Annotated in this window: 23 protein-coding genes; 1 reads left to right on the plus strand and 22 read right to left on the minus strand. The window is 74.1% G+C overall.

Annotation, left to right across the window (positions count from 1 at the left end; genetic code table 11):
- Positions 1-37: 37 nt before the first annotated feature.
- The 19 genes from ACFUK0_RS23500 to ACFUK0_RS23590 form a co-directional block, all read right to left on the minus strand.
- Positions 38-1,066, minus strand: a complete 1,029-nt coding sequence (locus tag ACFUK0_RS23500) for a LacI family DNA-binding transcriptional regulator (RefSeq protein ID WP_380253282.1) — start codon at positions 1,064-1,066, stop codon at positions 38-40.
- Positions 1,067-1,091: 25 nt separating this feature from the next.
- Complete coding sequence (locus ACFUK0_RS23505; RefSeq protein WP_380253284.1) at positions 1,092-2,816, minus strand: glycoside hydrolase family 13 protein; 1,725 nt, start codon at positions 2,814-2,816, stop codon at positions 1,092-1,094.
- Positions 2,817-2,911: 95 nt separating this feature from the next.
- Complete coding sequence (locus ACFUK0_RS23510; protein ID WP_380253286.1) at positions 2,912-3,820, minus strand: sugar ABC transporter permease; 909 nt, start codon at positions 3,818-3,820, stop codon at positions 2,912-2,914.
- A 72-nt stretch (positions 3,821-3,892) separates the two neighbouring features.
- Positions 3,893-4,894, minus strand: a complete 1,002-nt coding sequence (locus ACFUK0_RS23515; RefSeq protein ID WP_380253288.1) for a carbohydrate ABC transporter permease — start codon at positions 4,892-4,894, stop codon at positions 3,893-3,895.
- Positions 4,895-5,032: 138 nt separating this feature from the next.
- On the minus strand, positions 5,033-6,313 hold the full coding sequence (locus ACFUK0_RS23520; protein ID WP_380253290.1) for an extracellular solute-binding protein: 1,281 nt from the start codon (positions 6,311-6,313) through the stop codon (positions 5,033-5,035).
- A 223-nt stretch (positions 6,314-6,536) separates the two neighbouring features.
- Positions 6,537-7,649, minus strand: coding sequence for an LLM class flavin-dependent oxidoreductase (locus ACFUK0_RS23525; RefSeq protein WP_380253292.1), 1,113 nt, complete (start codon positions 7,647-7,649; stop codon positions 6,537-6,539).
- Between the two features lie 40 nt (positions 7,650-7,689).
- Entirely contained in the window at positions 7,690-8,226 is a 537-nt protein-coding gene (locus ACFUK0_RS23530) for a flavin reductase family protein (protein WP_380253294.1), read from the minus strand.
- A gap of 37 nt (positions 8,227-8,263) precedes the next feature.
- Positions 8,264-9,007 carry an alpha/beta hydrolase gene (locus tag ACFUK0_RS23535; protein ID WP_380253296.1) on the minus strand — a complete coding sequence of 248 codons (744 nt, stop codon included), beginning with the start codon at positions 9,005-9,007 and terminating at the stop codon, positions 8,264-8,266.
- Complete coding sequence (locus ACFUK0_RS23540; RefSeq protein WP_380253298.1) at positions 9,004-10,170, minus strand: LLM class flavin-dependent oxidoreductase; 1,167 nt, start codon at positions 10,168-10,170, stop codon at positions 9,004-9,006. The genes ACFUK0_RS23535 and ACFUK0_RS23540 overlap by 4 nt, the downstream gene beginning before the upstream one ends.
- Positions 10,171-10,200: 30 nt before the next feature.
- The gene (locus ACFUK0_RS23545; RefSeq protein WP_380253300.1) at positions 10,201-11,376 is read right to left on the minus strand and encodes an acyl-CoA dehydrogenase family protein; all 1,176 of its coding nucleotides are present in this window, start codon (positions 11,374-11,376) and stop codon (positions 10,201-10,203) included.
- Positions 11,373-13,709, minus strand: a complete 2,337-nt coding sequence (locus tag ACFUK0_RS23550) for a molybdopterin-dependent oxidoreductase (protein WP_380253302.1) — start codon at positions 13,707-13,709, stop codon at positions 11,373-11,375. The genes ACFUK0_RS23545 and ACFUK0_RS23550 overlap by 4 nt, the downstream gene beginning before the upstream one ends.
- Positions 13,706-14,791 carry an LLM class flavin-dependent oxidoreductase gene (locus ACFUK0_RS23555; RefSeq protein WP_380253304.1) on the minus strand — a complete coding sequence of 362 codons (1,086 nt, stop codon included), beginning with the start codon at positions 14,789-14,791 and terminating at the stop codon, positions 13,706-13,708. The genes ACFUK0_RS23550 and ACFUK0_RS23555 overlap by 4 nt, the downstream gene beginning before the upstream one ends.
- A 64-nt stretch (positions 14,792-14,855) precedes the next feature.
- Complete coding sequence (locus tag ACFUK0_RS23560) at positions 14,856-15,929, minus strand: ABC transporter ATP-binding protein (protein WP_380253306.1); 1,074 nt, start codon at positions 15,927-15,929, stop codon at positions 14,856-14,858.
- The gene (locus tag ACFUK0_RS23565) at positions 15,926-16,975 is read right to left on the minus strand and encodes an ABC transporter ATP-binding protein (protein ID WP_380253308.1); all 1,050 of its coding nucleotides are present in this window, start codon (positions 16,973-16,975) and stop codon (positions 15,926-15,928) included. The genes ACFUK0_RS23560 and ACFUK0_RS23565 overlap by 4 nt, the downstream gene beginning before the upstream one ends.
- A complete protein-coding gene (locus ACFUK0_RS23570; RefSeq protein WP_380253310.1) occupies positions 16,956-17,876 on the minus strand; it encodes an ABC transporter permease in 921 nt (306 codons plus the stop codon). The genes ACFUK0_RS23565 and ACFUK0_RS23570 overlap by 20 nt, the downstream gene beginning before the upstream one ends.
- Positions 17,873-18,928 carry an ABC transporter permease gene (locus ACFUK0_RS23575; RefSeq protein WP_380253312.1) on the minus strand — a complete coding sequence of 352 codons (1,056 nt, stop codon included), beginning with the start codon at positions 18,926-18,928 and terminating at the stop codon, positions 17,873-17,875. The genes ACFUK0_RS23570 and ACFUK0_RS23575 overlap by 4 nt, the downstream gene beginning before the upstream one ends.
- Complete coding sequence (locus ACFUK0_RS23580) at positions 18,925-20,487, minus strand: ABC transporter substrate-binding protein (RefSeq protein WP_380253314.1); 1,563 nt, start codon at positions 20,485-20,487, stop codon at positions 18,925-18,927. Before ACFUK0_RS23580 ends, ACFUK0_RS23575 begins: the two co-directional genes overlap by 4 nt.
- 456 nt (positions 20,488-20,943) lie before the next feature.
- Entirely contained in the window at positions 20,944-21,879 is a 936-nt protein-coding gene (locus ACFUK0_RS23585; RefSeq protein ID WP_380253316.1) for a DsbA family protein, read from the minus strand.
- Positions 21,876-22,322 (minus strand): RrF2 family transcriptional regulator, encoded by a 447-nt coding sequence (locus ACFUK0_RS23590; protein WP_380253318.1) that lies wholly within the window; start codon positions 22,320-22,322, stop codon positions 21,876-21,878. The genes ACFUK0_RS23585 and ACFUK0_RS23590 overlap by 4 nt, the downstream gene beginning before the upstream one ends.
- Positions 22,323-22,590: 268 nt before the next feature.
- On the opposite strand from ACFUK0_RS23590, the gene ACFUK0_RS23595 reads away from it, so the two are divergent.
- A complete protein-coding gene (locus ACFUK0_RS23595) occupies positions 22,591-23,160 on the plus strand; it encodes a cupin domain-containing protein (protein ID WP_380253320.1) in 570 nt (189 codons plus the stop codon).
- A 51-nt stretch (positions 23,161-23,211) separates the two neighbouring features.
- Here the strand turns inward: ACFUK0_RS23595 and ACFUK0_RS23600 are convergent, their stop codons facing one another.
- The 3 genes from ACFUK0_RS23600 to ACFUK0_RS23610 all read right to left on the minus strand — a co-directional run bounded on the left by ACFUK0_RS23600 (position 23,212) and on the right by ACFUK0_RS23610 (position 26,153).
- Positions 23,212-24,003 (minus strand): thioesterase II family protein, encoded by a 792-nt coding sequence (locus tag ACFUK0_RS23600; protein ID WP_380253322.1) that lies wholly within the window; start codon positions 24,001-24,003, stop codon positions 23,212-23,214.
- A 78-nt stretch (positions 24,004-24,081) separates the two neighbouring features.
- Complete coding sequence (locus tag ACFUK0_RS23605; RefSeq protein ID WP_380253324.1) at positions 24,082-24,672, minus strand: TetR family transcriptional regulator; 591 nt, start codon at positions 24,670-24,672, stop codon at positions 24,082-24,084.
- A complete protein-coding gene (locus ACFUK0_RS23610) occupies positions 24,669-26,153 on the minus strand; it encodes an MFS transporter (RefSeq protein WP_380253325.1) in 1,485 nt (494 codons plus the stop codon). Before ACFUK0_RS23610 ends, ACFUK0_RS23605 begins: the two co-directional genes overlap by 4 nt.
- Between the last annotated feature and the right edge of the window lie 279 nt (positions 26,154-26,432).

Here is a 26,432-nt window from a genome sequence, read left to right on the forward strand (position 1 = left end):
GTCCAGGACGCTCCGGGGGCCCACTGGGTCCCTGCTGCTACTCCCCGCGGTTCGGCTTCGCGCCGGTGGAACCGCGCATCACCAGCTCGGGCTGGAACATGAACTCCCCGCGCTGCGCGGCGTTCCCGCCGACCTCCTCCAGCAGGGCGTCGACGGCGGCGGTGGCCATCGCCTCGACCGGCTGGCGGATGGTGGTCAGCGGCGGCTCCGTGAAGGCGATCAGCGGCGAGTCGTCGAAGCCGACCACCGAGACGTCCTGCGGCACCGCGAGGCCGCGCTGGCGCACCGCCCGGATCGCGCCGAGCGCCATCATGTCGCTGCCGCAGACGATCGCGGTGCAGCCCTTGTCGAGCAGGGCGCCGGCCGCGGCGTGGCCGCCCTCCACGCTGAACAGCGTGTGGTGCACCAGGCCCTGGGCCTCCTCCGGCGTCACGCCGAGCAGATCCGTGACGGCCGCGGTGAAGCCCTCGATCTTGCGCAGCACCGGGACGAACCGGCGCTGGCCGACGGCCAGGCCGATCCGCTCGTGGCCGAGCTCGACCAGGTGCTGGACGGCCATCCACATCGCCGCCCGGTCGTCGGGCGAGATGAACGGCGCGGCGATCTTCTCGCTGTAGCCGTTGATCAGCACGAACGGCACCTGCCGGCCGGTCAGCTTGGCGTACCGGTCGTGGTCCGCGGTGGAGTCCGCGTGCAGGCCGGAGACGAAGACGATGCCGGCCACTCCGCGCTCGACGAGCATCTCCACCAGTTCGTCCTCGGTGGAGCCGCCCGGGGTCTGGGTGCAGAGCACCGGGGTGAAGCCGTGCCGGCTGAGCACCTGCTCGATCACCTGCGCGAGCGCAGGGAAAATGGGGTTGCTCAGTTCGGGTGTGATCAGCCCGATCAGGCCCGCGCTGCGCTGCCGCAGTCGGGTGGGCCGTTCGTAGCCGAGCACGTCGAGCGCCGCCAGCACGGTCTGCCGTGTGGTCGCGGAGACGCCCGCCTTGCCGTTGAGGACGCGGCTGACGGTCGCTTCGCTGACCCCCGCCTGCGCCGCGATGTCCGAGAGTCGCGCCGTAGTCACGATCCCAGAGCCTATTGCAACCACGTCACACCGCCCACCAGATGGTGCTGTCCGCCGCCAGGATGGTCGCTCCGTCCACCGCGACAGCCTCGGTGGAGGAGAGCAGGATACGGCCTGGGGCCGCGATCCGGACCGGCTCGGAGGTGGTGTTCGCGGTGCAGACGAAGGATCCCGCGGCCGTGTCGCGGCGGAAGGCGAGGACGCCCTCGGGCGTCTCCAGCCAGGTCACCGCGGTGCCGGCACCCAGCGCGGGGTGCTCGCGGCGGATCGCGAGGGCGCTGCGGTAGAGCTCCAGGGTGGAGGCCGGGTCGCCGGTCTGCGCCTCGACGGAGAGCTGCGCCCACTCGGCGGGCTGCGGCAGCCAGCTGGGGCCGCCCGCGTCGGGGCCGAAGCCGTACGGGGCCTCGGTGCCGGACCACGGGATCGGCACCCGGCAGCCGTCGCGGAAGCCGTCCTGGCCCGCCTGGCGGTGGAAGGACGGGTCCTGGCGGACCTCGTCGGGCAGGTCGGTGACGTCCGGCAGGCCGAGCTCCTCGCCCTGGTAGACGTACGCCGAGCCGGGCAGCGCGAGCATCAGCAGGCTGGCGGCGCGGGCGCGGCGCAGGCCCAGCTCCCGGTCGCCGGCGGTGCGGATCTGGGTGCCGCCGGGCGGGTTGGCGAAGCGGGTGGCGTGCCGGGTGACGTCGTGGTTGGACAGCACCCAGGTGGCCGGGGCGTCGACCGGGCGCATCGCGTCCAGCGAGACGTCGATGACCTCGCGCAGCGCGGCCGCGTCCCAGTGGGTGCCCAGGTACTGGAAGTTGAAGGCCTGGTGCAGCTCGTCCGGGCGGACGTAGTTGGCGGTCCGCTGGACGGTCGGGGTCCACGCCTCGGCGACGCCGATCCGCTCGCCCGGGTACTCGTCGAGGATCTTGCGCCAGACCCGGTAGATGTCGTGCACGCCGTCCTGGTCGAAGAACGGCATCACGTCGTTGCCGAGCAGCTTGAGCTGGTCGTGCGAGCCGAGGTCGGGCAGGCCGGCGGCCTTGACCATGCCGTGCGCGACGTCGACCCGGAAGCCGTCCACGCCCATGTCGAGCCAGAACCGCAGGATCGAGCGGAACTCGTCCGCGACGGCCTCGTTCTCCCAGTTGAAGTCGGGCTGCTCGGGCGCGAACAGGTGCAGGTACCAGTCCCCCGCGGTGCCGTCCGGGTCGACGGTACGGGTCCAGGCCGGGCCGCCGAAGATGGACTCCCAGTCGTTCGGCGGCAGTTCGCCGTTCTCGCCCTTGCCGGGGCGGAAGTGGTAGCGCTCGCGCAGCGCGGAGCCCGGGCCCTCGCGCAGGGCGCGCTGGAACCACTCGTGCTGGTCGGAGGAGTGGTTGGGCACCAGGTCGACGATGATCCGCAGACCGAGCCCGTGGGCGTCGCGGATCAGCGCGTCGGCGTCCAGCAGGTTGCCGAACATCGGGTCCACCGCGCGGTAGTCCGCCACGTCGTAGCCGGCGTCGGCCTGCGGCGAGGCGTAGAACGGGGACAGCCAGACGGCGTCCACCCCGAGGTCCTTCAGGTACGGCAGCTTGCTGCGGATGCCCGGGAGGTCGCCCATGCCGTCGCCGTTGGAGTCGGCGAAGCTGCGCGGGTACACCTGGTAGATGACCGCTTCCCGCCACCAGCCTCTGAGCTCACCGGCGTTGTCGGCAGTCGCGACGGGCGCGGCGGCGGGGACGGCGGCGGCGGGCCGGGAGGTGTCGGCCAGGTTCTGGGTCATGGACAGTCATCCCTTGGGGACTAGGTGGCGGACCGGCCGCAGGGTTGCGGCGGCCGGTGCGCGGCGACAGACAGACAGTTCGGAAGTACGGGGTATTACTTCGCGGCACCGGCGGTGAGGCCGGTGACCAGGTGGCGCTGCACCAGGTAGAACAGGCCGGACGACGGGATCGCGATCAGCACGGCGGTCGCGGCCATCAGGTTCCACTGCGAGTCGTGCTCGCTGACGAAGGTCTGCAGGCCGACGGCCAGCGTGTACTTGTCGGAGCTGAGCATGAAGGTGGAGGCGAAGGCGACCTCGGCCCAGGCGGTGAGGAAGGAGTAGAACGCCGCCACCGCCAGGCCCGGCCGGGCCAGCGGCAGGATGAGCCGCCAGAAGGTGCCGAACGGGTTGAGCCCGTCGACCCGGCCGGCCTCGTCGATCTCCACCGGGATGGTGTCGAAGTAGCCCTTCAGCAGCCAGGCGCAGTACGGCACGGTGGTGGTCGAGTAGACCAGGATCAGGCCGACGTAGGTGTCCAGCAGGCCCAGCGTGGAGAGGATCGTGTACATCGGCACGATCAGCACCGCGATCGGGAACATCTGGGTGACCAGCAGCGACCACATCAGCGGCCGGTGGCCGGGGAAGCGCATCCGGGAGACCGCGTAGCCGGTGGTCGCGGCGATCAGCACGCCCACGATCGTGGTGACGCCGGCGACCAGCATCGCGTTGCCGAACCAGGTGAAGAAGTCGGTGTCGAACAGCACCGTCGAGTAGTTCGAGAACGTCATCTTGTCGAAGATGGCGCCGGGGTGGAGGTAGTCGCTCTTGTCCGGGCCGAGCGAGATGAAGACGATCCACAGCACCGGGAAGAGCGCGATCAGGCTCGCCAGGAGCAGGGCGCCGTGCGAGAGCACCTTGGTCAGCGGGCTGAGCTCGCCGCGCTTGCGGGTCTTCACGGGTGCGGCCTTGGGGGTGCCGGCCCCCGGGACGGTGATGTTCGGTCGTTCGGTCGTGGTGCTCATCGGGATGCCTGCCTTCTTGGCCGTCGTGGTCACTGGGATGCGTTCGTCGCATGCATGGCTGACGGTCGCCCGTCAGCCGTTGGCCTGCTCGTTGCGGGCCAGCCAGCGGCGGTAGAAGGAGGTGAAGACGATCAGGATGGACAGCAGGATGACGCCGTAGGCCGCCGACTGGGCGTAGTCGCGGGGCTGCTGGCCGAAGCCGAGGCGGTAGGCCCAGGTGACGAGGAGCTGGGCGTCGGTGCCGCCGGACCCGAAGAGCAGGAAGATCACGGCGAACTGGTTGAAGGTCCAGATGACACCGAGCAGGATGACCGTGCTGGAGACCGAACGGAGGCCCGGCAGGGTGACGTTGCGGAACTGCTGCCACGGCGAGGCGCCGTCCATCTCGGCGGCCTCGTACAGCTCGGCCGGGATCGACTGCAGGCCGCCGAGCAGCGAGATCATCATGAACGGCACGCCGCACCAGGTGTTGACCAGGATCGCGGCCGACTTCTGCGCCAGCGGGTCGTCCAGCCAGCCGGGCTCCGGCAGGTGCAGGGTGGAGAGGATGGTGTTGACGGCGCCGCCGTCGGAGAGCATCAGCCGCCAGGAGAAGACCGTCACGAAGGTCGGCACGGCCCACGGCAGGATCAGCAGCAGGCGGTAGGCGCCCCGGCCGCGCAGCTTCTGGTTGAGCAGCAGCGCGAGGCCCAGGCCCAGCGAGTAGTGCAGGCAGACGCAGATGACCGTCCAGGCGATCGTCCAGACGAAGTGCGACCAGAAGCGGTCGTACGAACCCGGACCCCAGAGGATGTCGGCGTAGTTGTGCAGGCCGACGAACTCGTAGGTGGCCGGGATCGAGTTCTCGCCGATCTGGCGCGCCGAGTTGAGGCTGTTCGCGTCGGTCAGGGTCAGCCACAGGCCCTCGGCGAGCGGGTAGGCCACCAGCACCCCGAGCACCACGACGACCGGCGCGATCATCGCGTAGGCGTACCAGTGCTTGCTGAACGATCGCTTGAACCGCTCCACGAGACCGGGACGCGGCTCGCGCTCACGGCTGCCCTTGGTGGGTGCACCCTGCACGGCGACTGCCATTTTGTTGACACCTTTTCGAGAGGTCCGCAGCCTCACTACGGCGACTGCTGTTCGTACGAGGGCGGCCGGGGTGCCCTCGTTGCCCACGGCCGGTGGCCGTCCGGCCCGCTGGGGTGGCGGGTCGGACGGCCGGGGGTGTTACTTGCTGAAGTCGGGGAGGAGCTTCGCGTAGTCGGTGGCGATGGTGGCGAGTCCGTCCTGGGTGGTGGTGCCGCCCTGGACGACCTTGCCGAGGTTGGTGCCGAGGGAGGCGAAGAGGGAGCTGTACTCGGCGAGTTCCGGGCGGGGCTGCGCGGTGGGCAGGACGTCCTGGAAGCCGGCGATGCCGGGGTTGGCCTTGACCTCGGGGGTGTAGGCGTCGGAGCGGGTCGGCAGGGTGGAGTTCTTCTGCGCGATGAAGGCCTGGCTCTCGGCGGAGGTCATGTAGGCGGCGAACTTCTCGGCGGCGGCCTTGTGGGCCTTGTCGGCGCCGGCGTAGACGGAGATGTTGTGGCCGCCGGTGGGGGCGCCGGCCTTGCCGGCGGAGCCGGCGGGGACGGGGGCGATGCCGAGGTTGGCCTTGTCGGCGAAGGCGGTGCCCTTGTAGACGTTGGTGATCTCCCAGGGGCCCTGGATGATGGCGGCGACCTTGCCGCTGTTGAAGGCGTCCATCATGTGGGCGTAGGAGTCGCTGGTGAGGTCGGCCTTGACGGTGCCGGGGGCGGTGAAGAGGCTCTTGTAGGTCTCGACTGCCTTGGCGGCCTCGGGGGAGGTGACGGTGATCTTCTTGCCGGCGGCGTCGACGGTGTCGGTGCCCTCGCCGAACAGGAGCGGCATGGCGTAGTAGCCGTCGCCGGCGCGCATCCAGAAGCCGTCGGCGCCGGCCTTCTCCTTGACGGCGGCGGCGGCGCTCTTCAGCTCGTCCCAGGTCTTGGGGGCGGCGGTGATGCCGGCCTTGGCGAAGAGGTCCTTGTTGTAGAGCAGGCCGAGGGTGTCGGTGACGAGGGGGACGCCGTAGAGCTTGCCCTGGTACTTGGCCTGCTGGATGAGGCTGGGCTGGAAGGCGCCGGCGTCGGCCGCGGCGGGGGTGGCGTCCAGGGGCTCGAGGTAGCCGGCCTTGGCGAAGGCGGCGGTCCAGCCGACCTCGGAGCGGAAGACGTCGGGTGCGCCCTTGGCGCCCATCGCGGTCTGCAGCTTGTTCTGCGCCTGGTCGAAGGGGACGCTGACGAAGTCGACCTTGACGGTGGGGTTGGCGGCCTCGAACTTCTTGACGAGCTCCTGGTAGTTCGGCGCCTCGTTGGTGGCGTTCGAGGTGTCCCAGAAGGTGAGCGTCACCGGGCCGTCGGCCTTGGTGTCGCTGCTGGAGCCGCTGCTGCCACAGGCTGCCATCGAGACCGCGAGGGCCGCAACAAGGGCAGAGGCCGCGATGCCACGCCGCATGAGAACTCCTAAGAGGATCGAGGAGAGGACCGCGCACATCGGCCGTCCCGTGCCGACTGCCGGTGTGGCCGTCGGGCTTGGGGAGGAACGTAACAGCGGTGTGAGCGGCAGTGAAAGAACTTGCAGACAGTTTCTGCAACGATGTGCTGATCGTTACGTCCGTGTGTCCTTCGCGTTGCCGACCGTCCACGTCCCTCCAGGCCCCCCTCCAGGCCCCCTCCGGCTACCCCGGCAGCGCCGCCGGGTGCCGCCACAGGCCCCGGCCGGCGAGCAGCGGCAGCACGCCCTCGCCGAACCAGTAGGCCTCCTCCAGGTGCGGGATCCCGGAGAGGACGAACTCGTCCACCCCCGCGCGGTGGTACTCCTCGATCAGGTCGGCCACCTCCCGGTGGCTGCCCACCAGCGCGGTCCCGGCGCCGCCCCGGACGAGCCCGATGCCCGCCCACAGCCCCGGGTGCACCTCCAGCCGGTCGGTGGCGCCGCCGTGCAGCTCGCGCATCCGCCGCTGGCCGTCCGACTCGCTGCGGGCGAGGGCGAGTTGGGTCGTACGGATGCGCTCGGGGTCCATCCCCGCGAGCAGCCGGCCGGCCTCCGCCCAGGCCTGCTCGGAGGTGTCCCGCGCGATCACGTGCAGCCGGACCCCGAAGCGGGGCCGCCGGCCGTGGGCCGCGGCCAGGCCGCTGATCCACTCGACCTTCTCGCGGACCTGCGCGGGCGGCTCGCCCCAGGTCAGGTAGACGTCCGCGTGGCGGGCCGCCACCTCGCCCGCCGCCGGCGAGGAGCCGCCGAAGTACACCTCCGGCACCGGATCCGGCAGCCGGGTCAACTCGGCCTTCTCCACCCGCAGATGGGCGCCATGGTGGTCGACGCTCTCGCCCGCCCAGAGCCGCCGGACGATGCTCAGGAACTCGTCCGTCCGGGCGTAGCGCCCCTCCTTGTCCAGGAAGTCCCCGTATGCGCGCGCCTCGGCCGACTCACCGCCGGTCACCACGTTCAGCAGCAGCCGGCCGTGGGACTGGTGCTGGTAGCTGGTCGCCATCTGGGCCGCCAGCGTCGGACTGATCTGCCCCGGCCGGAAGGCGACCAGGAACTTCAGCCGCTCGGTCACCTGGGTGAGCATCGCCGTGGTCAGCCACGCGTCCTCGCACCACGCGCCGGTCGGGGTCAGCGCGCCGACGAAGCCGAGCTGCTCCGCCGTCCGGGCGATCTGTCCCAGGTACTCCACGGTCGGCGGGCGGTCCGAGCCCGCCGTCCCGGGGGTCGAGCCGTGGCCGCCGCCGACCACGTGGCGGCTGTCGCCGGTGGTGGGCAGGAACCAGTGGAAGGTGATGGCCATGCGAGGACTCCTGGAGCGGGATCGGCGAGGGGCGGGCAGGTCAGCGACGGACGGCTACGCCGGGTGCGGCGGTGAACCCGCCGAACCCGCCGTCGTGGTAGACCAGCGGCGAACTGCCTTCCTCCGCCCCGGTGTCGACGACCTCGCCCACCACCAGCAGGTGGTCGCCCACCTCCTGGAGCAGCACCCGGCGGGCGGTGAGCCACGCGGCGGCCCCGAACAGCACCGGCACCCCCTGCTCGCCCGGCGTCCAGTCGGTGCCGGCGAACCGGTCGGCCCCGCTGCGGGCGAACCGTGCCGCCAGCTCCTCCTGGTCCCGGCGCAGGATGTGCACGGCGAACGCCTCGGCCGCCCGGACGGCGGGCGCCGCCGAGGCGGTGGCCGAGATGTAGAAGGAGACCAGGGCCGGCTCCAGGCTGACCGAGGTGAACGAGGTCGCGGTGAAACCGGCCGGGCCCGGCACGGTGATGACGGTGACGCCCGCGGCCTGCCGGCGCAGCGTACGGCGCAACCGGTCGGCGCCCACCGGGGCGGGGCGGGGTGCGGGCACGGCGGGGGCGTCCTGGGTGACGGTCATGGGGAGGGTTCCTTCCGGCTGGCGGGTTGGGGCGGGATCAGCGCGAGGGTTCCTCGACGGTGAGGATGCGCGGCAGGGCGGGGCCGCCGCGCAGGCGCTCCAGCCACTGGACGATCTGCGCCGCCACACTGCGGTGGGTGGCGTCGTTGAGCACGTCGTGCCGGCCGTCCTCGACCAGCACCAGGGTGGCCGAGGGCAGCCCCGCCGCGAACCGGCGGACGGCCTCGGCCGGCGCGAGCGGGTCGGCGCCGCCCTGCAGCACCAGGACGGGCGGCAGTTGCTCCGGCGCGGTCGGCGCCTCGTTGAGCAGACCGGCCGCTACAGGCTTACCGAAGCCGCCACGGGTGAAACCCGGATCGGCCGCGAGGGCGCCCCGGTGGGCCGGGCAGGCCGTCCGGACGGCGAGCTCGTCCTCCCAGTCGGCGGGCGCCGCGGCGTCCGGGTCCAGCGGCAGCGCGGCGAGCAGCAGCCCGTCCGGCCGGCCCTCGCCCGCCCCGACGGCGGCCAGCGCGTGCAGGGCGCCGGTGTCCGAACCCGCCAGCACCACCGGCGCCGGGCTGTCCCGCGCGACCTCCGCGAGAGCGGCGGACACCGCCCCGGGCCCCGGCTCCGGACCAAGATCCAGCGCGTGCACCAGGTAGCCGTCGGCGGCCAGCCGGCGGCCGAAGCGCTGGTAGACGGCCGGGCTCTCGCCCCGGCCCGGCAGCAGGACGAGCGTGCCGCGCTGCGCGGCCCCCTCGGCGGGACGCCACACCGTGGCGGTCGCGGTGGCGGCGGTCATCGGGCGCTCCCGACGGCAACCGGGGCCTGGGCCAGCGCGGCGGACGCGGCAGCGGCGGCGCGCTCACGGTGGGCGACCTCCGCGCGGACCAGCGGCAGCAGCTCGCGCCCGTAGTCCAGCGCGTCCTCCAGCGGGTCGTAGCCGCGGATCAGCAGCGTGCTCACGCCGATGTCGACGTAGTCGAGCAGCGCCTGCGCGACCGTCTCCGGAGTACCCACCAGCGCGGTCGAGTTGCCCGCGGCGCCGGTGGCGGCGGCCGGCGCCGTCCACAGCGCGCGGTCGTGCCGGTCGGCGCGGGCGGCGGCGGCCAGCAGCCGCTGCGAGCCGGCGTTCTGCGGCTGGGCACCGGGCCCGGCCGGCAGGATGGCGCGCTTGCCGACGAACGAGCCGGCGCCCGCGGTGCGGTTCTGGATGGTGTGCAGGATGCCCTGCGCCCGCTCCCAGGCCTCCTCCTCGGTGCGGCCGAGGATCGGACGGAACGAGACGCTGATCCGGGGCGGGGTGCTGCGCCCGGCCGCCAGCGCGCCGGCCCGCACGGAGGCGATCTGCTCGGCCGTCTCGGCCAGCGGCTCGCCCCACAGGGCGAAGACGTCGGCGTGCTTGCCACCGACCCGGTACGCGGCCTCGGAGGAGCCGCCGAAGTACAGCGGGATCCGCGGCTGCTGGACGGGGCGCACCTCGGCGTGGAAGTCGTCCAGCCGGTAGTGGGAGCCCTCGTGCGAGAACGGGCCCTCGCTGGTCCACGCCTTGGTGAGGACGTCCAGGTAGTCGTCGCTGCGGGCGTAGCGCTCGTCCTTGGGCAGGTAGTCGCCGTCCCGGCGCTGCTCGGCGTCGTGGCCGCCGGTGATGATGTGGACGGCGACCCGCCCGCCGGAGAACTGGTCCAGGGTGGCGAAGGTCCGGGCGGCGAGCGTCGGCGCGACGAAGCCCGGCCGGTGCGCGACCAGCAGGCCGAGCCGCTCGGTGTGCGCGGCGACGTGGGCGGCGACCTGGCCGCCGTCCGGGCTGGCGGAGCTGTAGCCGATCAGGATCCGGTCGAAGCCGGCCTCCTCGTGGGCCTTCGCGAAGCGGCGGGTGAAGTCGGGGTCGACCACCGGCCCGGTGGCGGGGCGGGTCTCGGAGACGTCGGTGGTGCCGATCATGCCGATGAACTCGACGGGCATGGTGAGGACTGCCTTTCCTGTGCGGGACGTTCAGTTGGTTGCGGTGCGCCGCAGGGCGCTCTGCCCGGCGGCGAGCAGGACGGTGTCGTCCTGGGGGGTGTGGATCCGGCTGCAGAGCACGTTGCGCAGGTGCCGCTGCAGCGGGTTGTCGTACGTGAGCGCGTTGTTGCCGATCAGGGCGACGGCCTGCTGGACGGCGTCGATGGCGGCGCGGGTGCCGATCACCTTCGCCCCGGCGGCGTGTCCGGCGGCGGCCCGGTCGCCCGCGTCCACCGCCTCGGCGAGCGCGGTGACCAGGCGCTCCGCCCCGTTCAGCGTGACCTCGATCTCGCCGACGGCGCTCTGGAACCGCTCCAGCGAGGCCAGCGGCGCGCCGAGCGCGGTGGGGGTCCGCTCGTGCAGGAAGCCGGTCAGCCAGGTCTGCGCCGTCCGGGCCACCCCCAGGTAGAGGGCGGTCAGGCCGAGCGAGTTGTACGCCCCCGCCACCTGGTCGCGGCCGCCGTCCGCGCCGGGCAGCGCCAGCCCGGCGACCTGCCCGAGCGGGACGGGCACGGCGTCGAGCAGGACGTCGTCGCTGCGGCTGGCCCGCAGTCCGAGGTGGTTCCAGGTCGGCTCGACGGTCAGGCCGGGGCTGCCGGAACGCACCAGGAAGGAGCCGACCCGCGGCTGTTCCTCGTCGGTGCGGGCCCAGACCAGCATCCAGCGCAGCGCGACGGCGCCGGTGGAGAAGATCTTGCGGCCGGTCAGCTCCCAGTGGTCGCCGCGCCGTCGGGCGATGGTCGCGGGCAGCCCGCCGCGCACCGGGGTGCCCAGGTCCGGCTCCACCCGCAACGCGTTGATGAGGGTGGCCCGTTCGGCGGACTCGGCCAGCACCTCCCGGTACGTCTCGTCGGGCCAGAACGGTGTGCGGGCCTGCGCCGCGTGCGTGAACAGCGTCATCGCGGTGACCAGGGCCACCGCCGGGTCACCCGCGCCGAGGGCACCCAGGATCCGTACGGTGTCGGCCAGGGCGCCGCCCGGCCCGTCGGCGCCCGCGCCGACGGTGGCGGTCAGCAGGCCCGCACGGTGGACGAGTTCGATGCCCTCGTGCGGGAAGGAGGCCTCCCGGTCGTGCTCCTCGGCCCGGGCGGCGAGCGCGGCGGTGACGGCCGGGAGAGCGCCGAAGTCCGGCGGGGCGAGGGCGGGCGGGCTCAGGTGCGAGGTCATCGGGCGGGTTCCATCTCGGTAGGGGCCCCGGCGAAGGCGGGCGGGGTGCGGACGGTGACCGGAGGCGGGTCACCGCCGGTCCAGCGCTCCAGCTGGACCAGGGCGTGCTGGCCGACGCAGCCCTGGGACAGCCGTGAGCTGGGCAGGTCGGCGGTCAGCACATTGGGGTTGCCGTGCGCGCAGAGCGGCGGCTCCACGCCCGGCACCGGGTCGAACCAGGCGCCGGTCGGCAGCCGCAGCACACCGGGCCGGACCCGATCGGTGAGCACGGCACCGGCCAGGCAGGCGCCCCGGTCGTTGAAGATCCGCACCAGGTCACCGTCGCCGACGCCCCGGGCGGCGGCGTCGGCCGGGTGCAGCTCGACCGCCTCCCGGCCGGCCACCTTGGCGGCCAGGCTGACGGCGCCGGTGTCCAGTTGGCTGTGCAGCCGGGTGGCGGGCTGGTTCGCGATCAGCAGCAGCGGGTGCCGCTCGGAGCCCGCCCCGCCGAGCCGCTCCTCGGGCTCCAGCCAGCTCGGGTGACCGGGGCAGTCGGGCAGGCCCATCGCCGCGATGGTGGCGGAGGCCAGCTCGATCCGGCCGCTCGGCGTGCGCAGCGGGAAGCGCTCCGGGTCGGCCCGGAAGCCGCCGAACAGGGTGTGCTCGGCGGGCCCGGCCGGCAGCTGCCACTCGCCGGCCGCCCAGAACTCCTCGAACGGCGGCGGCTGCGCCTCGCCGGAGGCGGTCAACTCCCGGGCCCAGTCGCCGTACAGGTGCTCCAGCCACTGGCGCGGGGTGCGCCCCTCGGTGAAGCGCTCGCCGAAGCCGAGCCGGCCGGCCAGGGCGGCCAGCACGGCGTGGTCGTCGCGGGCCTCACCGCGCGGCTCGACGGCGCGGTGCATGGCGATCAGGTGGGTGTCCCGGCGGCCGCCGCCGAAGTCCTCGCGCTCCAGCGTGGTGGTGACGGGCAGCACGATGTCGGCGTGCCGGGCGGTGGCCGTCCAGTGCGGTTCGTGGACGATGACGGTGTCCGGGCGGGCGAAGGCGCGGCGCAGCCGGCCGAGGTCCTGGTGGTGGTGGAAGGGGTTGCCGCCGGCCCAGTGGACGAGCCGGATGTCCGGGTAGGTGTAGCGGGCGCCGTCGTAGTCGAACTCCTCGCCCGGGTGCAGCAGCAGGTCGGAGATCCGCGCGCAGGGGATGAAGTCCTGGACGGGATTGGGCCCTTGGGGGAGGTACGGCAGCCGCAGCTGCGGCCCGGTGTCGCCGACGTCGCCCATCGAGCCGTAGCCGTGCCCGAAGCCGCCGCCCGGCAGCCCGATCTGCCCGAGCGCGGCGGCCAGCGCCAGCGCGGCCCAGACCGGCTGCTCGCCGTACCGGGCGCGCTGGAGCGACCAGGTGACGGTGACCAGCGTCCGGGTCGCGGCCATCCGGCGGGCCAGCGCGCGGATCCGGTCGGCGGGGATCCGGCAGATCCCGGCCGCCCAGTCGGCGTCCTTGACGATGCCGTCCGGCCCGCCGCCCAGGTACCCGGCGAGGGTGTCGAAGCCCACGGTGTACCTGTCCAGGAAGGCCCGGTCGTGCAGGCCCTCGGCGATCAGGGTGTGGGTGAGTGCCAGCATCAGCGCGGTGTCGGTGCCGGGGGAGACCGGGTACCAGTCGGTGACGGGCCCGTCCGGGAGGTCGTCGCGCAGCGGGCTGACGAGCGCCACCTCGACGCCCCGGGAGGCGAGTTCAGCGAGGTGGCCGGGCGTGTGGTGCCGGGTCACCCCGCCCGGTGTGACGTACACGTTCTTCGCCGGGATGCCGCCGAAGGCCACGATCAGCCGGGTGTGCCGGACGATGGTCGGCCAGGAGGACGCGGCGCGCAGCACCGCCTCCGCGTCGCCGACCAGGTGCGGCAGCAGCACCAGCGACGTACCCAGGCTGTAGGAGTTCCGCGAGCCGGTGTAGCCGCCGAACTGGCTGAGGAACCGGTGCAGTTGGCTCTGCGCGTGATGGAACCGCCCGGCGCTCGCCCAGCCGTACGAGCCGCCGAACACGGCCTGGTTGCCGTGCTCGCGGCGGACCCGCTCCAGCTCCGCCGCGACCAGGTCGAGCGCGTGCTCCCACTCCACCTCGACGAACGGCTCCGCGCCGCGCGCCGAGGACGGGCCCGGCCCGCGCTCCAGCCAGCCCTGCCGGACGGCCGGACGCCGTACCCGGGTCGGGTGGTCGAGCGCGCCGGCCACCCCGCCGAGCAGCGGGGAGGGCGCCGGGTCGCCGGGGTGCGGCAGCACCTCGACGCCACCTCGGGCCCCGCGCCGGACGCCGAAGGCGCCCCAGTGCGAGGTGGTGGGAGCAGTGGGGGCGGTCATGCGCTCGCGGCTCCCGCCAGGACGGAGCGGTCGGCCTGCTCGCGCACCAGCGTGACCAGCTTGCCGTAGTCCCGGGCGTCGGCCAGCGGGTCGAAGCCGCGGATCAGCAGCGTGCCGACGCCGAGCGCCGTGTAGTCGAGCAGCGCCTCGGCGACCTGCTCGTACGAGCCCACCAGCGCGGTGGAGTTGCCGGCCGCGCCGGTGGCCTTGGCGACCGCCGTCCAGAGCCGCTTGTCGTGCACGTCGCCCTGCGCGGCGGCGGCCAGCAGGCGCTGCGAGCCCTCCTGCACGGAGTGGTCGAGGTTGAACTCCTTGCGCAGGTCGCCGACCCGCTCCTTGGTGAGGCGCAAAATCTCGGCGGCCCGCTCCCAGGCGGCCGCCTCGGTCTCGGCCGGGATCGGACGCAGGCTGACGCTGAACTTCGGGTCGCGGCCGTACGGCTGGGCGGCGGCGCGGACCTCGCGGATCCGCTCGGCGATGCCGGCCAGCGGCTCGCCCCAGAACGCGTACACGTCGGCGTGCCGGCCGCCGACCCGGACGGCGTCGGCGGAGGCGCCGCCGAAGTAGACCGGGATCGGCGTCTGCGGGCGGACGGAGGAGAGCGCCCCCTTGACGGTGTAGAACTCGCCGCTGTGGTCGAACGGTTCGGCGGACTCCCAGGTGCGGCGGACGACCTGGAGGAAGTCGTCGGTGCGGCGGTAGCGGGTCTCCTTGTCGCTCAGGTCGCCGTCCCTGGCCTGGTCGGCGTCGTCGCCGCCGGTGATCACGTGCAGGGCGATCCGGCCGGGGTGGAAGGCGTCCAGCGTGGCGTACTTGCGGGCCGCGAGCGTCGGCGAGACGAAGCCGGGCCGGTGGGCCAGCAGGACGCCGAGCCGGGTGGTGTGGGTGAGCACCTGGTCGGCGACGGTGAAGCCGTCCGGGCTGGCCGAGGAGTGCGCGACCAGCACCCGGTCGAAGCCCGACTCCTCGTGGGCCAGGGCGAGTTCCCGCAGGTAGGCGGGCTGGACGGTGGGGCCGGTGTCCTTGGTCTCGGTCTCACTGAACGGCTTGGTGGCGGCGATGCCGATGAACTCGACGGGCATGGCGGTACTCCAGGGATCGCGGGGGGCGGTGTCTTCGCGGGGGCGCTTGGTCCCCGCGGCGGTGTCAGAGAGCTGCGGTGGTGAGCTGCGTACGCCAGTCGGTGGCGCGGTGGCAGGCGGCGCTGCGGGCGGGCCCGTGCTCCAGCACGGCGGGGCGGGTCCGGCAGTCCGGGCCGGCGAACGGGCAGCGGTGGGCGAACGCGCAGGCGCCGTCGGCCGGTTCCATCGTCCACTGCGGCCGCGGCTCGCTCGGGCGCAGCTGCGCGGGGGTGATCCGGTGCTCGCGGCGGACGCTCGGCGCGGAGGCGGTCAGCAGTGCGGTGTACGGGTGCAGCGGGTTGGTGAGCACGTCCTCGGCGGGGCCCTGCTCGACGAGCGTGCCCCGGTAGAGGACGGCGATCCGGTCGGCGATGCCGGCCAGTGAGCTGAGGTCGTGCGAGATGACGACGACGGCGAGGCCGAGGGTGCGGCGCAGCTCGTCCAGGAGCAGCAGGACGTGGTTGCGGTTGGAGGCGTCCAGCGCGCTGACGGGTTCGTCGGCGAGCAGCAGCCGGGGGCGGGTGACGACCGAGCGGGCCAGCGAGACCCGCTGGCGCTGGCCGCCGGACAGCTGCCCCGGCGTGCGGCCGGCGAACTCGGCCGGCAGGCCGACCTGTTCGAGCGCCTCGCGGATCCGGGCCGGCCGCTCGGCCCGCTCCACGCCGGTGCCGACGGTGAGCGGCTCGCCGACGATTTCGCCGACCGTGAGATCCGGGTCGAGCGAGCGCAGCGGGTCCTGGAACATGTACTGGATCCGGCCGCTGCGGCGCAACTCCCGCAGGGCGCGCCCGCGCAGGCCGGTGACCTCGGTGCCGTCGACGGTGATCCGCCCGGCGACGACGGGCGCGAGGCCGACGACGGCCCGGGCGAGCGTGGTCTTGCCGGAGCCGGTCTCGCCGATCACGCCGAGGATCTCGCCGGCCCGCGCGTCCAGCGACACGTCGTCGAGCACGCGGTCGGCGGCCCGGCCGAGCCGGCGGCCGTAGGTCACGCCGAGGCCCTCGACGCGCAGCAGCGGCGCGCCTGCCGGGTCGGCGGTGGTGGCAGCGGGTGCGGGTGCGGGTGCGGTGGCAGCGGTTGCGGTTGCGGTGGCGGTCATGCGGGCACCTCCTGGCGGGATCGGTCGGTCGAGAGGGCGCCGCTCAGCGCGAGCTCCTCGGCGCGGTCGCAGCGCACCCGGCGTCCGTCGGCGCGCACGGTCAGCGGGACGGCGGCCTCGGAGCAGGCTTCGGCGGCGAAGGCGCAGCGGTCCGCGAAGCGGCAGCCGGCCGGAGCGGCGCCGGCCTCGGGCGGGCGGCCGGGGATCACCGCGAGGTCGCGGCGCTGCCAGTCACCGATCGAGGCGACCCGCAGCAGCGCCTCGGTGTAGGGGTGGGCGGGGGCGGCGACCACCTCGGCGGTCGGGCCGTCCTCGACGATCTCCCCGGCGTAGAAGACCAGGATCCGGTCGCAGACCTCGGCGACCACGGCGAGGTCGTGGGTGACCAGCAGCAGCGCGAGGCCGCGTTCGGTGCGCAGCCGGGCCAGCAGTTCCAGCACCTCGGCCTGGACGACGGTGTCCAGCGCGGTGGTCGCCTCGTCGGCGACCAGCAGTTCGGGGCCGCAGGCGACCGCGATCGCGATCAGGACGCGCTGCAGCATGCCGCCGGACAGCTCGTGCGGGTACTGGTCGTAGACCTCGTCCGGCCGGTGCAGGCCGACCGAGGTGAAGAGCTCCACCGCCCGGGCGCGGGCCTCGGCGCGCTTCAGCCCGAGCCGCAGCCGCAGCGGCTCCGCGAGCTGGCGGCCCACCGTCAGCGAGGGGTTGAGGTAGGAGGCCGGGTCCTGGAAGACCGCGCCGAGCCGGCTGCCGCGCACCTGCTCCCAGGCGCGGGCGCCGAGCGCGGTGAGCTCGGTGCCGCCGAGGTCGATGCGCCCGCCGGAGACCGCGACGCCGGGCGCGTTGACGCCGAGCACCGAGCGGCAGGTGAGCGTCTTGCCGCTGCCGGACTCGCCGACCAGCCCGACCGCCTCCCCGGCCCGGACGCTGAAGGAGACGTCGCGCACGGCCTCGGCGCGGCCCGCACCGACGGTCAGGTGCAGTCCCTCGACGCTCAGTACGGTGGCGCCCGGGGCGGTGGCGGGGTCAGACGGGGAGGGGGACATCGGCCTGCTCCTTCGGTGAGATCGGCGCGGACGCCGCGGCGCGCCCGCGGCGCCCGGCCGGTGCGGCCGCGCGGACCGGCTCCGTTCCCGCCGCGCCCGCGTCCCGCACGGCGTCGGCGAGCAGGTTGAGCGCGCCCACGGTCAGCATGATCAGGACGGCCGGCAGGGCGGGCGCCCAGGGCTGCTGGGCGAGGAAGCCGAGGTCGCTGGCCAGCATCCCGCCCCAGGTCGGGGCGGGCGGCTGGACGCCGATGCCGAGGAAGGTCAGCGAGGTGACCGTCAGCAGCGCGGTGGCCAGCGCGTGGGCGGTGGTGACGGCGACGGTGGGCAGCACCTTGGACCACAGGTGGGTCCGCAGGATCCACCACCGCGAGGCGCCCATGAGTTCGGCCGCCTGCACGTACTGGGCCTGGGTGAAGCCGAGCGCCGCGGCCCGGGTGACCCGGAAGAACAGCGGGGAGAGCAGCACGCCGAGGGCGAGCATCGCCTGGTGCAGGCCGTTGCCGAAGACCCCGACGGCCGCGATCGCGAACAGCGTGAACGGCAGCGTCATCAGGGCGTCCACCGCGCGCAGCGACACCCACTCGAAGGTGCGGCCGAGCCACAGTGAGGCGATCCCGGGGAGGATGCCGAGCAGCATCGCCGCGGCGACCGCCTCCAGCGCCCCGGCGACCGAGTCGGTGGTGCCGGCGAGCAGCCGGCTGAGCACGTCGCGGCCGAGGTAGTCGGTGCCGAGCAGGTGCCCGCCGCCGGGGGCCTGGAGCAGGTGGACGGTGTCCTGGGCGAGCGGGTCCTGCGGGGCGAGCGCGCCGCCGAACACCGCCAGCAGGGCGACCGCGACGAGTACCGGCAGGGCGAGGCGCGCGGTGCGCAGTCGCAGGGTGCGGCGCAGCGTCCTCATGCCGGGCTCCCCTGCTTCGGCCGGGCCGCGGAGCTGCGGCGGGCGGCCGGGTTGAGGGCGAGCAGCCCCGCGTCCACGGCCAGGTTGGCGGCCAGGACGACGGCGACGGTGACCAGCAGCGTGCCCTGGATGACCGGCACGTCGTGCTGCTGGGCGGCCTGCAGCGAGAGCTGGGCGATGCCGGGCAGGTTGAAGATCCGCTCGGTGACCACCGCGCCGCCGATCAGCATCGGCACGCTCATCCCGAGCACGGTGACGGCCGGCCCGGCGGAGTTGCGCAGCGCATGGCCGAACAGCACCCGCCGGGAGGGGAGTCCGCGCATCACCGCGCCGGTGACGTAGTTCTCGCGCAGCGCCCCGACCAGCGAGGTGCGCAGCTGCCGGGCGATGCCGGCGGCCGCGTCCAGGCTGAGCGCGAGGGCGGGCAGCAGCGCGAACCGCAGCCACTGGCCCGGGTCCTGGCCGAACGGCACGTAGCCGCCGGAGGGCAGCAGCCCGGCCTGCACCGAGACCACGGCGATCAGGCCGATCGCGATCACGAAGGCGGGCAGCGTGCCGAGCACCGAGCAGATGCCGGTGATCGCCAGGTCGACCTTGCCGCCGTTGCTGCGGGCGGCGGCGATCCCGGCCGCGCCGCCCAGCAGGACGGCGAACAGCAGGGCGAGGCCGGCGATCGAGAGGTCGACGGGCAGTGCGGCGGAGATGCTGTCGGCCACCGGCAGGGTGGTGAACCAGGACCGGCCGAGGTCACCGGTGAGCGCGTGCCCGAGCCAGCCGGTGAACTGCGCGGTCAGCGGCCGGTCCAGGCCGAACTCGTGGTTCATCCGGGCGATGTCGGCCGGGGTGGCGGTCTCGCCGAGGACGGCGGCGCCCGGGTTGGCGTCCGACAGGGCGCCGAGCCCGAAGGTGATCACGGAGGAGATCAGGAACACCGTCGCGGTGCTCAGCAGGGCCCGGCCCAGTGGGCGCGGTGCGCGGGCCGCCCTCCGGGCGAGCAGCCCGCCCCGGGCCGCCGCAGTTCGCGGCGGCCCGAGCGGGAGGGCGGCAGTCACGGCGCGGTCACCCCCTCGAAGCGCTGGACGACGGTGAACGCCGGGATCTCCGAGACGCTCTTCTGCCGGGCGAGGATGCGCGGCACGCTGTAGAGGAAGACGTTGGGCATGGTGCGCACCGCCAGTGCGGTGGCCGCCTGGAGGTTCTTCGGGTAGTCGGGCGAGTCCAGCGGCGTCCGGGAGACCTTGTCCACGGCCTCCTTGAGCTCCGGCGGGGTGGTGCGGCCGGGGTTCATCAGGCCCTGCTCGCCGAACAGCACCTGGAAGGCCTGCGGGGCGGAGTCCCGGCCCGCGAACTGGTCGGTGAACAGCGCCTTGGAGTGCTGGATGTAGATGATCTGGGTGGCCTGGGCCGCCGGGATGACCTCGATGTTGGTCTTGATCCCGGCCTCCTTCAGCTGCGCCTGGAGCTGCTCCGGCAGGCCCTGGGCGGCGGAGGTGGTGATGGTCAGCTCCACGCCGTCCGGGTAACCGGCCTGCGCCAGCAGGGCCTTGGCCTTGGCCGGGTCGTGCGGGAAGAGGTCGGCGGAGCCGGCGTCGTAGCCGACGTAGCCCTTCGGGAACGGCTGGTAGCTGACGTCCCCGAAGCCGAACTGCTGGGTCTTGAGCAGGGCCTCGCGGTCGATCGCGTGCTTCAGGGCCTGGACGACCAGCGGGTTGTCGAACGGCGCCTTGGTGTTGTTGACGTCCAGGACCGCGACCACCAGGGACGGGATGACCTGGACCTCCAGGCCGGCCGCCTTGGCCGCGGCCACCTGGCTGCCGGGGATCTGCGCGACGTTGTACTGCCCCGACTGGAGCGCGGCGACCACCGTGGAGGCGTCCGGCAGCGGGTAGATCTCGAAGCCGTCCAGCTTGATCCCGGACGCGTCCCAGTAGGCGGGGTTGCGCTTCAGCACGGCCTTGGCGTTCTGGGTGTAGGAGCTGAGGGTGAACGGGCCGGCGCCGACCGGGCGGGCGGCGAGACCGGCCGCGTCGGACTCGAAGGCGGTCGGGCTGACGATCATCCCGGTCTTGCCGGCCAGCAGGTTCGGCAGCTGGTAGTCGGCCTGGGTGAGCGTCAGCACCACCGTCTGCGGGTCGGGCGCCGTGACCTCCTTGACGTGCACCAACTGCGGTGCGACCAGCGACTTCGGGTCGGTGCGGCCGCGGTCCAGGCTCTTCTTGACGGCGGTCGCGTCGAGCGGGGAGCCGTCGCTGAAGGTCAGGCCCGGGCGGAGCTTGAAGGTGACGGCGGTGCCGTCCGGGGAGTACGTCCAGCCGGTGGCCAGCGCGGGGACGGCGTCGCCCTTCTCGTTCAGCTTGGTGAGGCCCGCGTAGACCAGCGAGAGGTCGTGGACGTCCCAGCCCGCCGACGAGAAGACCGGGTCCCAGGAGGTGGGCAGGGCCCAGCCCCACTTGACGGTGCCGCCGGCGGCGCCGCCGGCCGTGGTGGGGGTGGCCGAGCCGCAGGCGGCGAGGGTGAGGGCGGCGGCCGTGCCGAGGGCGAGACCGAGGAAGGAGCGTCTGCCGACAGTGGTTCGGGGCGTGCGGGAACCGGGCGTGCTGGGGGCGTTCATGATGCTGCGTCACCTTTCGGGTGCACGCCGGACCGGCCCCGGGCGGGGGCGGCGGGCAGTGCGGGGAGCGCCGGGTCGGGACGGGCCGACGGCGCGGGAGGGCATGGGTGCGGGGCGCGCCGGACAGCCGGCGGCGGAGCCGGCCGGGGCCGGGCGGGGGAGGGGCCGCCGGGCTGCCCGAGGGGCAGGGGCGCGGCGGGAACGGGACCGGCGGGCGGAGCCTGGCGAGGTGCGGCCGGAGCGACGGTCAGGCCGTCGGGGGCGTGGATCGGCAGGTGCGGCGGTGGCCGGAAGGCGCTGGGTCAGCGACAGAGGGCGCTGCTGGTGCGCCGCAGGTCCACGAAGCGGCACACCACACCGGGGTGCGTCGAGAGCATGCGCTCATCCTGGCCGCGCGGACTGCCCGTGTCAATGGACACCAAACGGTGTCTCATTCGTCGGACCGTCAGAGGCCCGCTAAATTTGCTGCTCAGCCCGTTGCGGCCGGCCGCCCCCGGCGGCCGGGTGCCCCGCCGCGTACGCCGGGTGGAGCCAGAGCGGGCCGTTGCCGCTCTCCAGCCGGACGGCTCCGGCGGGCGGCCGCGGGTCTCCGGTGAGCAGCTCCAGATCGGCCCGGGTCAGGCTGAGATACCGCTCCAGCGCCTCGTCCGCACCGACCAGCCCGGCCCCGGGACGCAGGTGCGGGTGCAGTGCGGGTGCGACCGCGGCCGCCGCGTCCAGGTACTCGGCCAGGGGGCGCCAGCCCGGCACCACCCGGCGGCCGGCCGGGCCGAGGAAGAGCAGGGTGGGCAGCGCGTAGCGGTGGCCGTCGCCGGCCTCCTTGGCCGCGCCGGGGTGCGGCGCGGGCCCCTTGAGGCCCAGCACCTCGGGCACCGGCCGGCGGGCCTCCGCGTGATCCCGTACGAGCTGCGCCAGAACCTGACGATCCGTCATGTCCGCTGCCAGGGAAGCCTCGTCGAGGCCCGGCAGGCCACGGACGGCCGCCCTGACCCGCTCCGGCGTGTCGGCCGGCTCGCCCAGCAGGAAGAGGCTCTCCCGCAACCGCCGCAGCACCGACTCCGCCACCGCCGGCCCCTGCCGGGCCGCCGCCAGCGCCGCCAGCGAGGCCGGCCGGCTGCAGGCCGCGACCCGGTCGAGCCGGACGGCGTGCGGCGCCCCGGTGTGCGCGCTGATGTCCTCGATGTAGCGGGCGTACCAGGCCGTCTCGGCAGCCGGGTCGGGCGCCGGATCGTCCTCCTCCTCGTCGAACAGCAGCCCGTACACCCGCCGCCACCGGGACCGCCCGGCGAGCAGCGCGCGCAGCCGGCGCAGTTTCGGCTCGGATCCCCACGCCCACGGGCAGACCGGATCGGTGTACTCGACCACCTCCAACTCGGGCTGCGCGCCGGTCATACCAGGACGTCCGAGGGTCTGGGCCCGGCCGGTGCGGCCTGCGGACGGCCGCGTACCAGGGAGGAGATGGTGACCCGGCCGAGGATCTCGGCGGCGCTGTCCTCGACCGCGCGCCAGATGTCGGGGAGGTCCTGCGCCGGTGCGTGGTAAGCGAGTTCGGCCAGCGGCTCGCCGCGCAGGGTGATCAGCCCGCCGTCGACGGCCTGCATCACGTCGAGCAGGCTGATCTCCTCGGGCGGGCGGCCGAGCCAGTAGCCGCCCTCGCAGCCTCGCTGGCTGCGGACCAGCCCGGCCCGGCGCAGGTCGCCGACCACGGACTTCAGGAAGCGGAACGGGATCTCCTGGGACGAGGCGATGGCCTCGCAGGTCAGCGGACGGGCCGGCTCGCAGGCAAGTTCGACCAGTGCCCGCGCGGCGTAGTCCGCCTTCGCGGAAATATGCATGTGCACCATTATCCCCCGCGAAGCCCCCTCCACAATGCCTTTCGGTCACGGACGACCGTTCCCGCAGGCAGGTGAGCCACAATGGACACCTCTTGACATCCTTTTCCCCGCGGTTCTAGCGTCCTGTCCATGCCCCGCCGTGTCCCGCGCTGCGCCGCGGACCGCGCCGACTGTCCGTCGGCGCCGTCCGCCCTCTGTCGCGCCCGCTGACACCGCCCTCGCCCCCCGGGGCCGCTCCTCCCGGATCCACCACGCGCAAGGAACCGTCATGACCTCAGCAGCGCATCCGCACACCCCCGCCGGGGAGCCGGCCGCCACCGCTTCGGCCCCGGCCCCGGCCCCCGAGACGGTGGCCGGCACGGGGTTCCACCCCCACCTGCCCGACCGGCCCGAACACCCGGGCCACGACCGGCCCGCGTGGAGCCGGCTGCACCACATCCGCGCCGACGCGCTCGACGCCGACACCGCGCAGACCGGCGGCATGCGGCGCTTCGCGGCCGTCAGCGGCCGCACGGTCGGCTCGGAGAAGCTCTGGATGGGCCAGACCCACGTCGCCCCCGCCACCTCCTCGGCCGACCACCACCACGGCGAGTCCGAGACCGCCATCTACGTGGTGAGCGGCCACCCCGTGTTCGTCTTCGCGGACGACTTCGACGGGGAACCCGAGGAGGTGCGCCTGCAGACCGGGCCCGGCGACTACATCTTCGTCCCGCCGTTCCTCCCGCACCGCGAGGAGAACCCCGACCCGGACGAGGAGGCCGTGGTGGTGATCGCCCGCAGCACCCAGCAGGCCATCGTCGTCAACCTCCCCGGACTGCACGCCGTCCGTCCCGAGTAGCCCCCCCCCGGGCACCCGCCGTCCTGACGGGGCCCTCCGGGCACCGGGCGGTCAGGCCTGCGGGGCGGCCAGGTCCTGCGTCACGGCGGCGAGCACGCCCGGGGCGGACTCCCCGGTGAGGAAGAAGTGCCCACCGGGGAAGGTACGGACGCTGGTTGCGGCGCGGGTCGTGCCGGACCACCGGTGCAGTCCGTCCAGCGAGACGCTGTCCTCCAGGCCGCCGAGAACGGACACCGGGCAGTCCAGCAGCGCTTCGTCCGGGTGCCGGAAGGAGCGGCAGACCGCGTAGTCGGCGCGCAGCGCCGGGAGGATCAGGTCGAGCAGCTCCCTGCTGGCCAGCACCTCCTCGGGCGTGCCGCCCATCGACCGCAGGTCCTCGACGAGTTCGGCGTCGGGCCAGTCGGCCCGGTCCGGCCGGCTGGGCTCGGCGCCCGGACCGGCGCTGCCGCTCACCAGCAGCCGCCCGGGCGGGCGGTCGCCGCAGCGCAGGGCGGCCAGCGCGACACCGTACGCGAGCAGGGCGCCCATGCTGTGCCCGAACAGTGCGTACGGGCGGTCGAGTTGCGGCCGCAGCGCGGCATGGAGCTGATCGACGACCTCCTGGTAGTCGGTCAGCCAGGGCTCGCCGATGCTCGTCTCACGCCCCGGCAGCTGCACCGCCACCACCTCGATGTCCGCCGGGAGCCGGGCGGGCCAGTCGCGGTACATCGACGGGCCGCCGCCCGCCGAGTGGAAGCAGAACAGGCGCAGGCGCGCGCCGGGGCGGGGCAGGAACGTCCTGGTCCAGGTGCGGGACGGGACGACGGGGGCGGAGCTGGTGGCGGGGTGCGGCGGCAACGGCATGGGAGTCGCGTCCAGGGAGGGTCGTGCGCCGTACCGGCGCTGGTCGGGTGACTGGTCGGGGTGGTCGGGGTCTGCTGGTCAGGGTGCGGGCAGGGCGCCGCCGAGCAGTTCGCGCACGAGGGGGACCAGCTCCTCCGGGCGGGCCGCCGACAGCTCGCCGAACGCGCCGCTGCCGCGCCCCAGCGTGACACCGGCGAACGCGGCCACCGCCAGCTCCGCCCGCAACTGCGGCCGGTCCAGGCCCTCCTGTGCGAAACGCTCGCGCAGCGGAGCGACCAGGCGTTCGTGCAACTGCACCTCGGCGGCGTCCCGCGCGGCCGAGTCCTCGTGCGGCAGGACGGCGGCCCGCAGGACGGGCCCGGGCCCGCGCTCGGCCACCCGGCCGAGCAGGCTCCCGAGCCGGCCCGGGTCGAGCAGGTCGGCGGGCACCTCGTCCCCCTGTTCGGCCCGTACGACCGCCAGGTAGAGCTGCGTCTTGCCGCCGAAGTAGCGGGCGATCAGGGCAGGGTCGACGCCGGCCCGCTCACCGATCTCGCGGGTGGTGGTGCGGTCGAAACCCCGTTCGCCGAACAGCACACCGGCGGCCTCCAGCAGCAACTCCCGGCTGCGGGCGGCGTCCCGCCGACGAGGAGGTGCCCCGCCGGCGGGCGTCGCCGGGTGCGGGCTCACCGCGACGTCCGGGCGGCGCCCGCGTCCCGCAGGGGGACGCGGTCCTCACCGGTCGCGGCGTCCGCGATGCTCTCGTCCACCAGCAACTCCTCGTCCACTGCCACGGCGGTCCGTACGGCGGACCCCCGCCTCGGCAGGACGATCGTAACCACCCCGACGACCACCCACACCGCACAACCCAGCAACGCCGTCGCGCCGTACCCGCCGGCGGACGGCAGCGCCTGCCCCGCCGGGGTGTGCGCCTGGAGCACGGCGGCGCTCAGCGCACTGCCGGTGGAGTAGCCGACGTAGCGCAGCACCTGGTTGAAGCTGATCGCGCTGCCGGTCTCGTGCCCGGGGACGGCGCCCACGATCAGCCCGGGCATCACCGCGAACGTGCAGCCGACGCCGAGCCCGGCGACCGCCATGATGACGAACAGCTCCCACAGGCTGCCGCGGGCGAACGCGAACAGCAGCATCGCCACCAGCGAGATGCCGCAGCCCACCGGCAGCACGGCCGCGGTCGAGGTCCGCCGGGCCAGCAGCGGCACGACCCGGCTGGCGGCCACGCTCGCCACCGAGAACGGCAGCAGCACCAGGCCGGTGACCACGACGGACGCGCCGAAGCCGTAACCGGTGCCGGTGGGCGTCTGCACGTACCGCGTGACCATCGCCATCAGCAGGTACATCCCGACGCCCGCGATCAGCCCGGTCACGTCCGCGGTCAGCACCACCCGGTTGCGGGCCAGCCGCAGGTCGACCAGGGGGTGGGCGGTGCGGAGCTGGTGGAACACCCACCAGACCAGCAGCAGCACCGAACCGGCCGCCAGCGTGATCAGCCGCGGCGAACCCCAGCCCCAGCTGTCGCCCTCGGTCAGCACCAGCAGCAGCCCGGCGAGCACGGCGCCGAGGGCGACCGCGCCGAGCACGTCCAGCCGCTGCGCGGGGCGGTGGCCGGTCGGCGGCAGCACGAAGGCGGCGGCCAGCAGCGCCAGGCCGCTGATCAGGGCGCCGAACCAGAAGCCGGCGTGGATGCCGAAGGACTCGGTGATCAGCCCGGTCAGCGGATACCCGAGGCCGACCCCGGCGACGGTGGTGATCGACAGCAGGGCGACGGCGGAGCGGGAGCGCTCGGCCGGGACGCTGTCGCGGGCGGTCGCGATGGCCAGCGGGGTCAGCCCCAGCCCGACGCCCTGGAGTGCCCGCCCCACCACGAGCAGCGCGAAGCCGAGCGGCAGCGCAGCCAGCACGCTTCCCACCAGGACGACGGCGGTGGCACCGATGATCACCTGCCGCCGCCGGGGCCCGTCGCCGAGCCGCCCCATGGTCGGTGTGGCGACCGCTCCGACCAGCATGGTGATCGTCAGCGACCACTGGGCGTCGGAGAGCGACACGTGGTTGACGGCCGCGATCGTCGGCACCAGCGGGGCGCCGAGGCTGCTGATCACGGCCACCACCATGCCGAGGTAGACGAGCACCGGCACCAGGGCCCTGTCCCGCATCACCGGTCGCTCCGACCACGCACTCATGACCGCACCCGTCTCTTGTCATCACCTGATGTCTTCAGATGATGACATGGCTCGGCGGCCCGGCGGAACCCACCACCGGGCGGCGGCGGAGCCGTTCAGTTCGAACGCGTCGACGCGTAGAGGCTCTGCAGCACCCATCCGTGCGCGCCCGAGGCGCGGTCGGGCCGCGTGAAGCAGATCGAGACGTCCGCAGCCGTGCGGACGGCGAGCTGGTCGTCGAACGTCAGGGCGGGGTCCTCACGCCACGCGCAC

It is taken from the genome of Kitasatospora sp. NPDC057223 (genome assembly GCF_042669755.1).
GTDB lineage: Bacteria > Actinomycetota > Actinomycetes > Streptomycetales > Streptomycetaceae > Kitasatospora.

Bases quoted from the DNA above. Each gene is read 5' to 3' on its own strand.
- ACFUK0_RS23525 (WP_380253292.1), bottom strand. From the start codon at position 7,649: ATGGCCATCACCTTCCACTGGTTCCTGCCCACCACCGGCGACAGCCGC.
- ACFUK0_RS23610 (WP_380253325.1), bottom strand. From the start codon at position 26,153: ATGCGGGACAGGGCCCTGGTGCCGGTGCTCGTCTACCTCGGCATGGTG.
- ACFUK0_RS23595 (WP_380253320.1), top strand. From the start codon at position 22,591: ATGACCTCAGCAGCGCATCCGCACACCCCCGCCGGGGAGCCGGCCGCC.
- ACFUK0_RS23520 (WP_380253290.1), bottom strand. From the start codon at position 6,313: ATGCGGCGTGGCATCGCGGCCTCTGCCCTTGTTGCGGCCCTCGCGGTC.
- ACFUK0_RS23580 (WP_380253314.1), bottom strand. From the start codon at position 20,487: ATGAACGCCCCCAGCACGCCCGGTTCCCGCACGCCCCGAACCACTGTC.
- ACFUK0_RS23600 (WP_380253322.1), bottom strand. From the start codon at position 24,003: ATGCCGTTGCCGCCGCACCCCGCCACCAGCTCCGCCCCCGTCGTCCCG.
- ACFUK0_RS23570 (WP_380253310.1), bottom strand. From the start codon at position 17,876: ATGAGGACGCTGCGCCGCACCCTGCGACTGCGCACCGCGCGCCTCGCC.
- ACFUK0_RS23555 (WP_380253304.1), bottom strand. From the start codon at position 14,791: ATGCCCGTCGAGTTCATCGGCATCGCCGCCACCAAGCCGTTCAGTGAG.
- ACFUK0_RS23590 (WP_380253318.1), bottom strand. From the start codon at position 22,322: ATGCATATTTCCGCGAAGGCGGACTACGCCGCGCGGGCACTGGTCGAA.
- ACFUK0_RS23540 (WP_380253298.1), bottom strand. From the start codon at position 10,170: ATGCCCGTCGAGTTCATCGGCATGATCGGCACCACCGACGTCTCCGAG.
- ACFUK0_RS23505 (WP_380253284.1), bottom strand. From the start codon at position 2,816: ATGACCCAGAACCTGGCCGACACCTCCCGGCCCGCCGCCGCCGTCCCC.
- ACFUK0_RS23585 (WP_380253316.1), bottom strand. From the start codon at position 21,879: ATGACCGGCGCGCAGCCCGAGTTGGAGGTGGTCGAGTACACCGATCCG.
- ACFUK0_RS23530 (WP_380253294.1), bottom strand. From the start codon at position 8,226: ATGACCGTCACCCAGGACGCCCCCGCCGTGCCCGCACCCCGCCCCGCC.
- ACFUK0_RS23550 (WP_380253302.1), bottom strand. From the start codon at position 13,709: ATGACCGCCCCCACTGCTCCCACCACCTCGCACTGGGGCGCCTTCGGC.
- ACFUK0_RS23565 (WP_380253308.1), bottom strand. From the start codon at position 16,975: ATGTCCCCCTCCCCGTCTGACCCCGCCACCGCCCCGGGCGCCACCGTA.
- ACFUK0_RS23560 (WP_380253306.1), bottom strand. From the start codon at position 15,929: ATGACCGCCACCGCAACCGCAACCGCTGCCACCGCACCCGCACCCGCA.
- ACFUK0_RS23545 (WP_380253300.1), bottom strand. From the start codon at position 11,376: ATGACCTCGCACCTGAGCCCGCCCGCCCTCGCCCCGCCGGACTTCGGC.
- ACFUK0_RS23515 (WP_380253288.1), bottom strand. From the start codon at position 4,894: ATGGCAGTCGCCGTGCAGGGTGCACCCACCAAGGGCAGCCGTGAGCGC.
- ACFUK0_RS23535 (WP_380253296.1), bottom strand. From the start codon at position 9,007: ATGACCGCCGCCACCGCGACCGCCACGGTGTGGCGTCCCGCCGAGGGG.
- ACFUK0_RS23510 (WP_380253286.1), bottom strand. From the start codon at position 3,820: ATGAGCACCACGACCGAACGACCGAACATCACCGTCCCGGGGGCCGGC.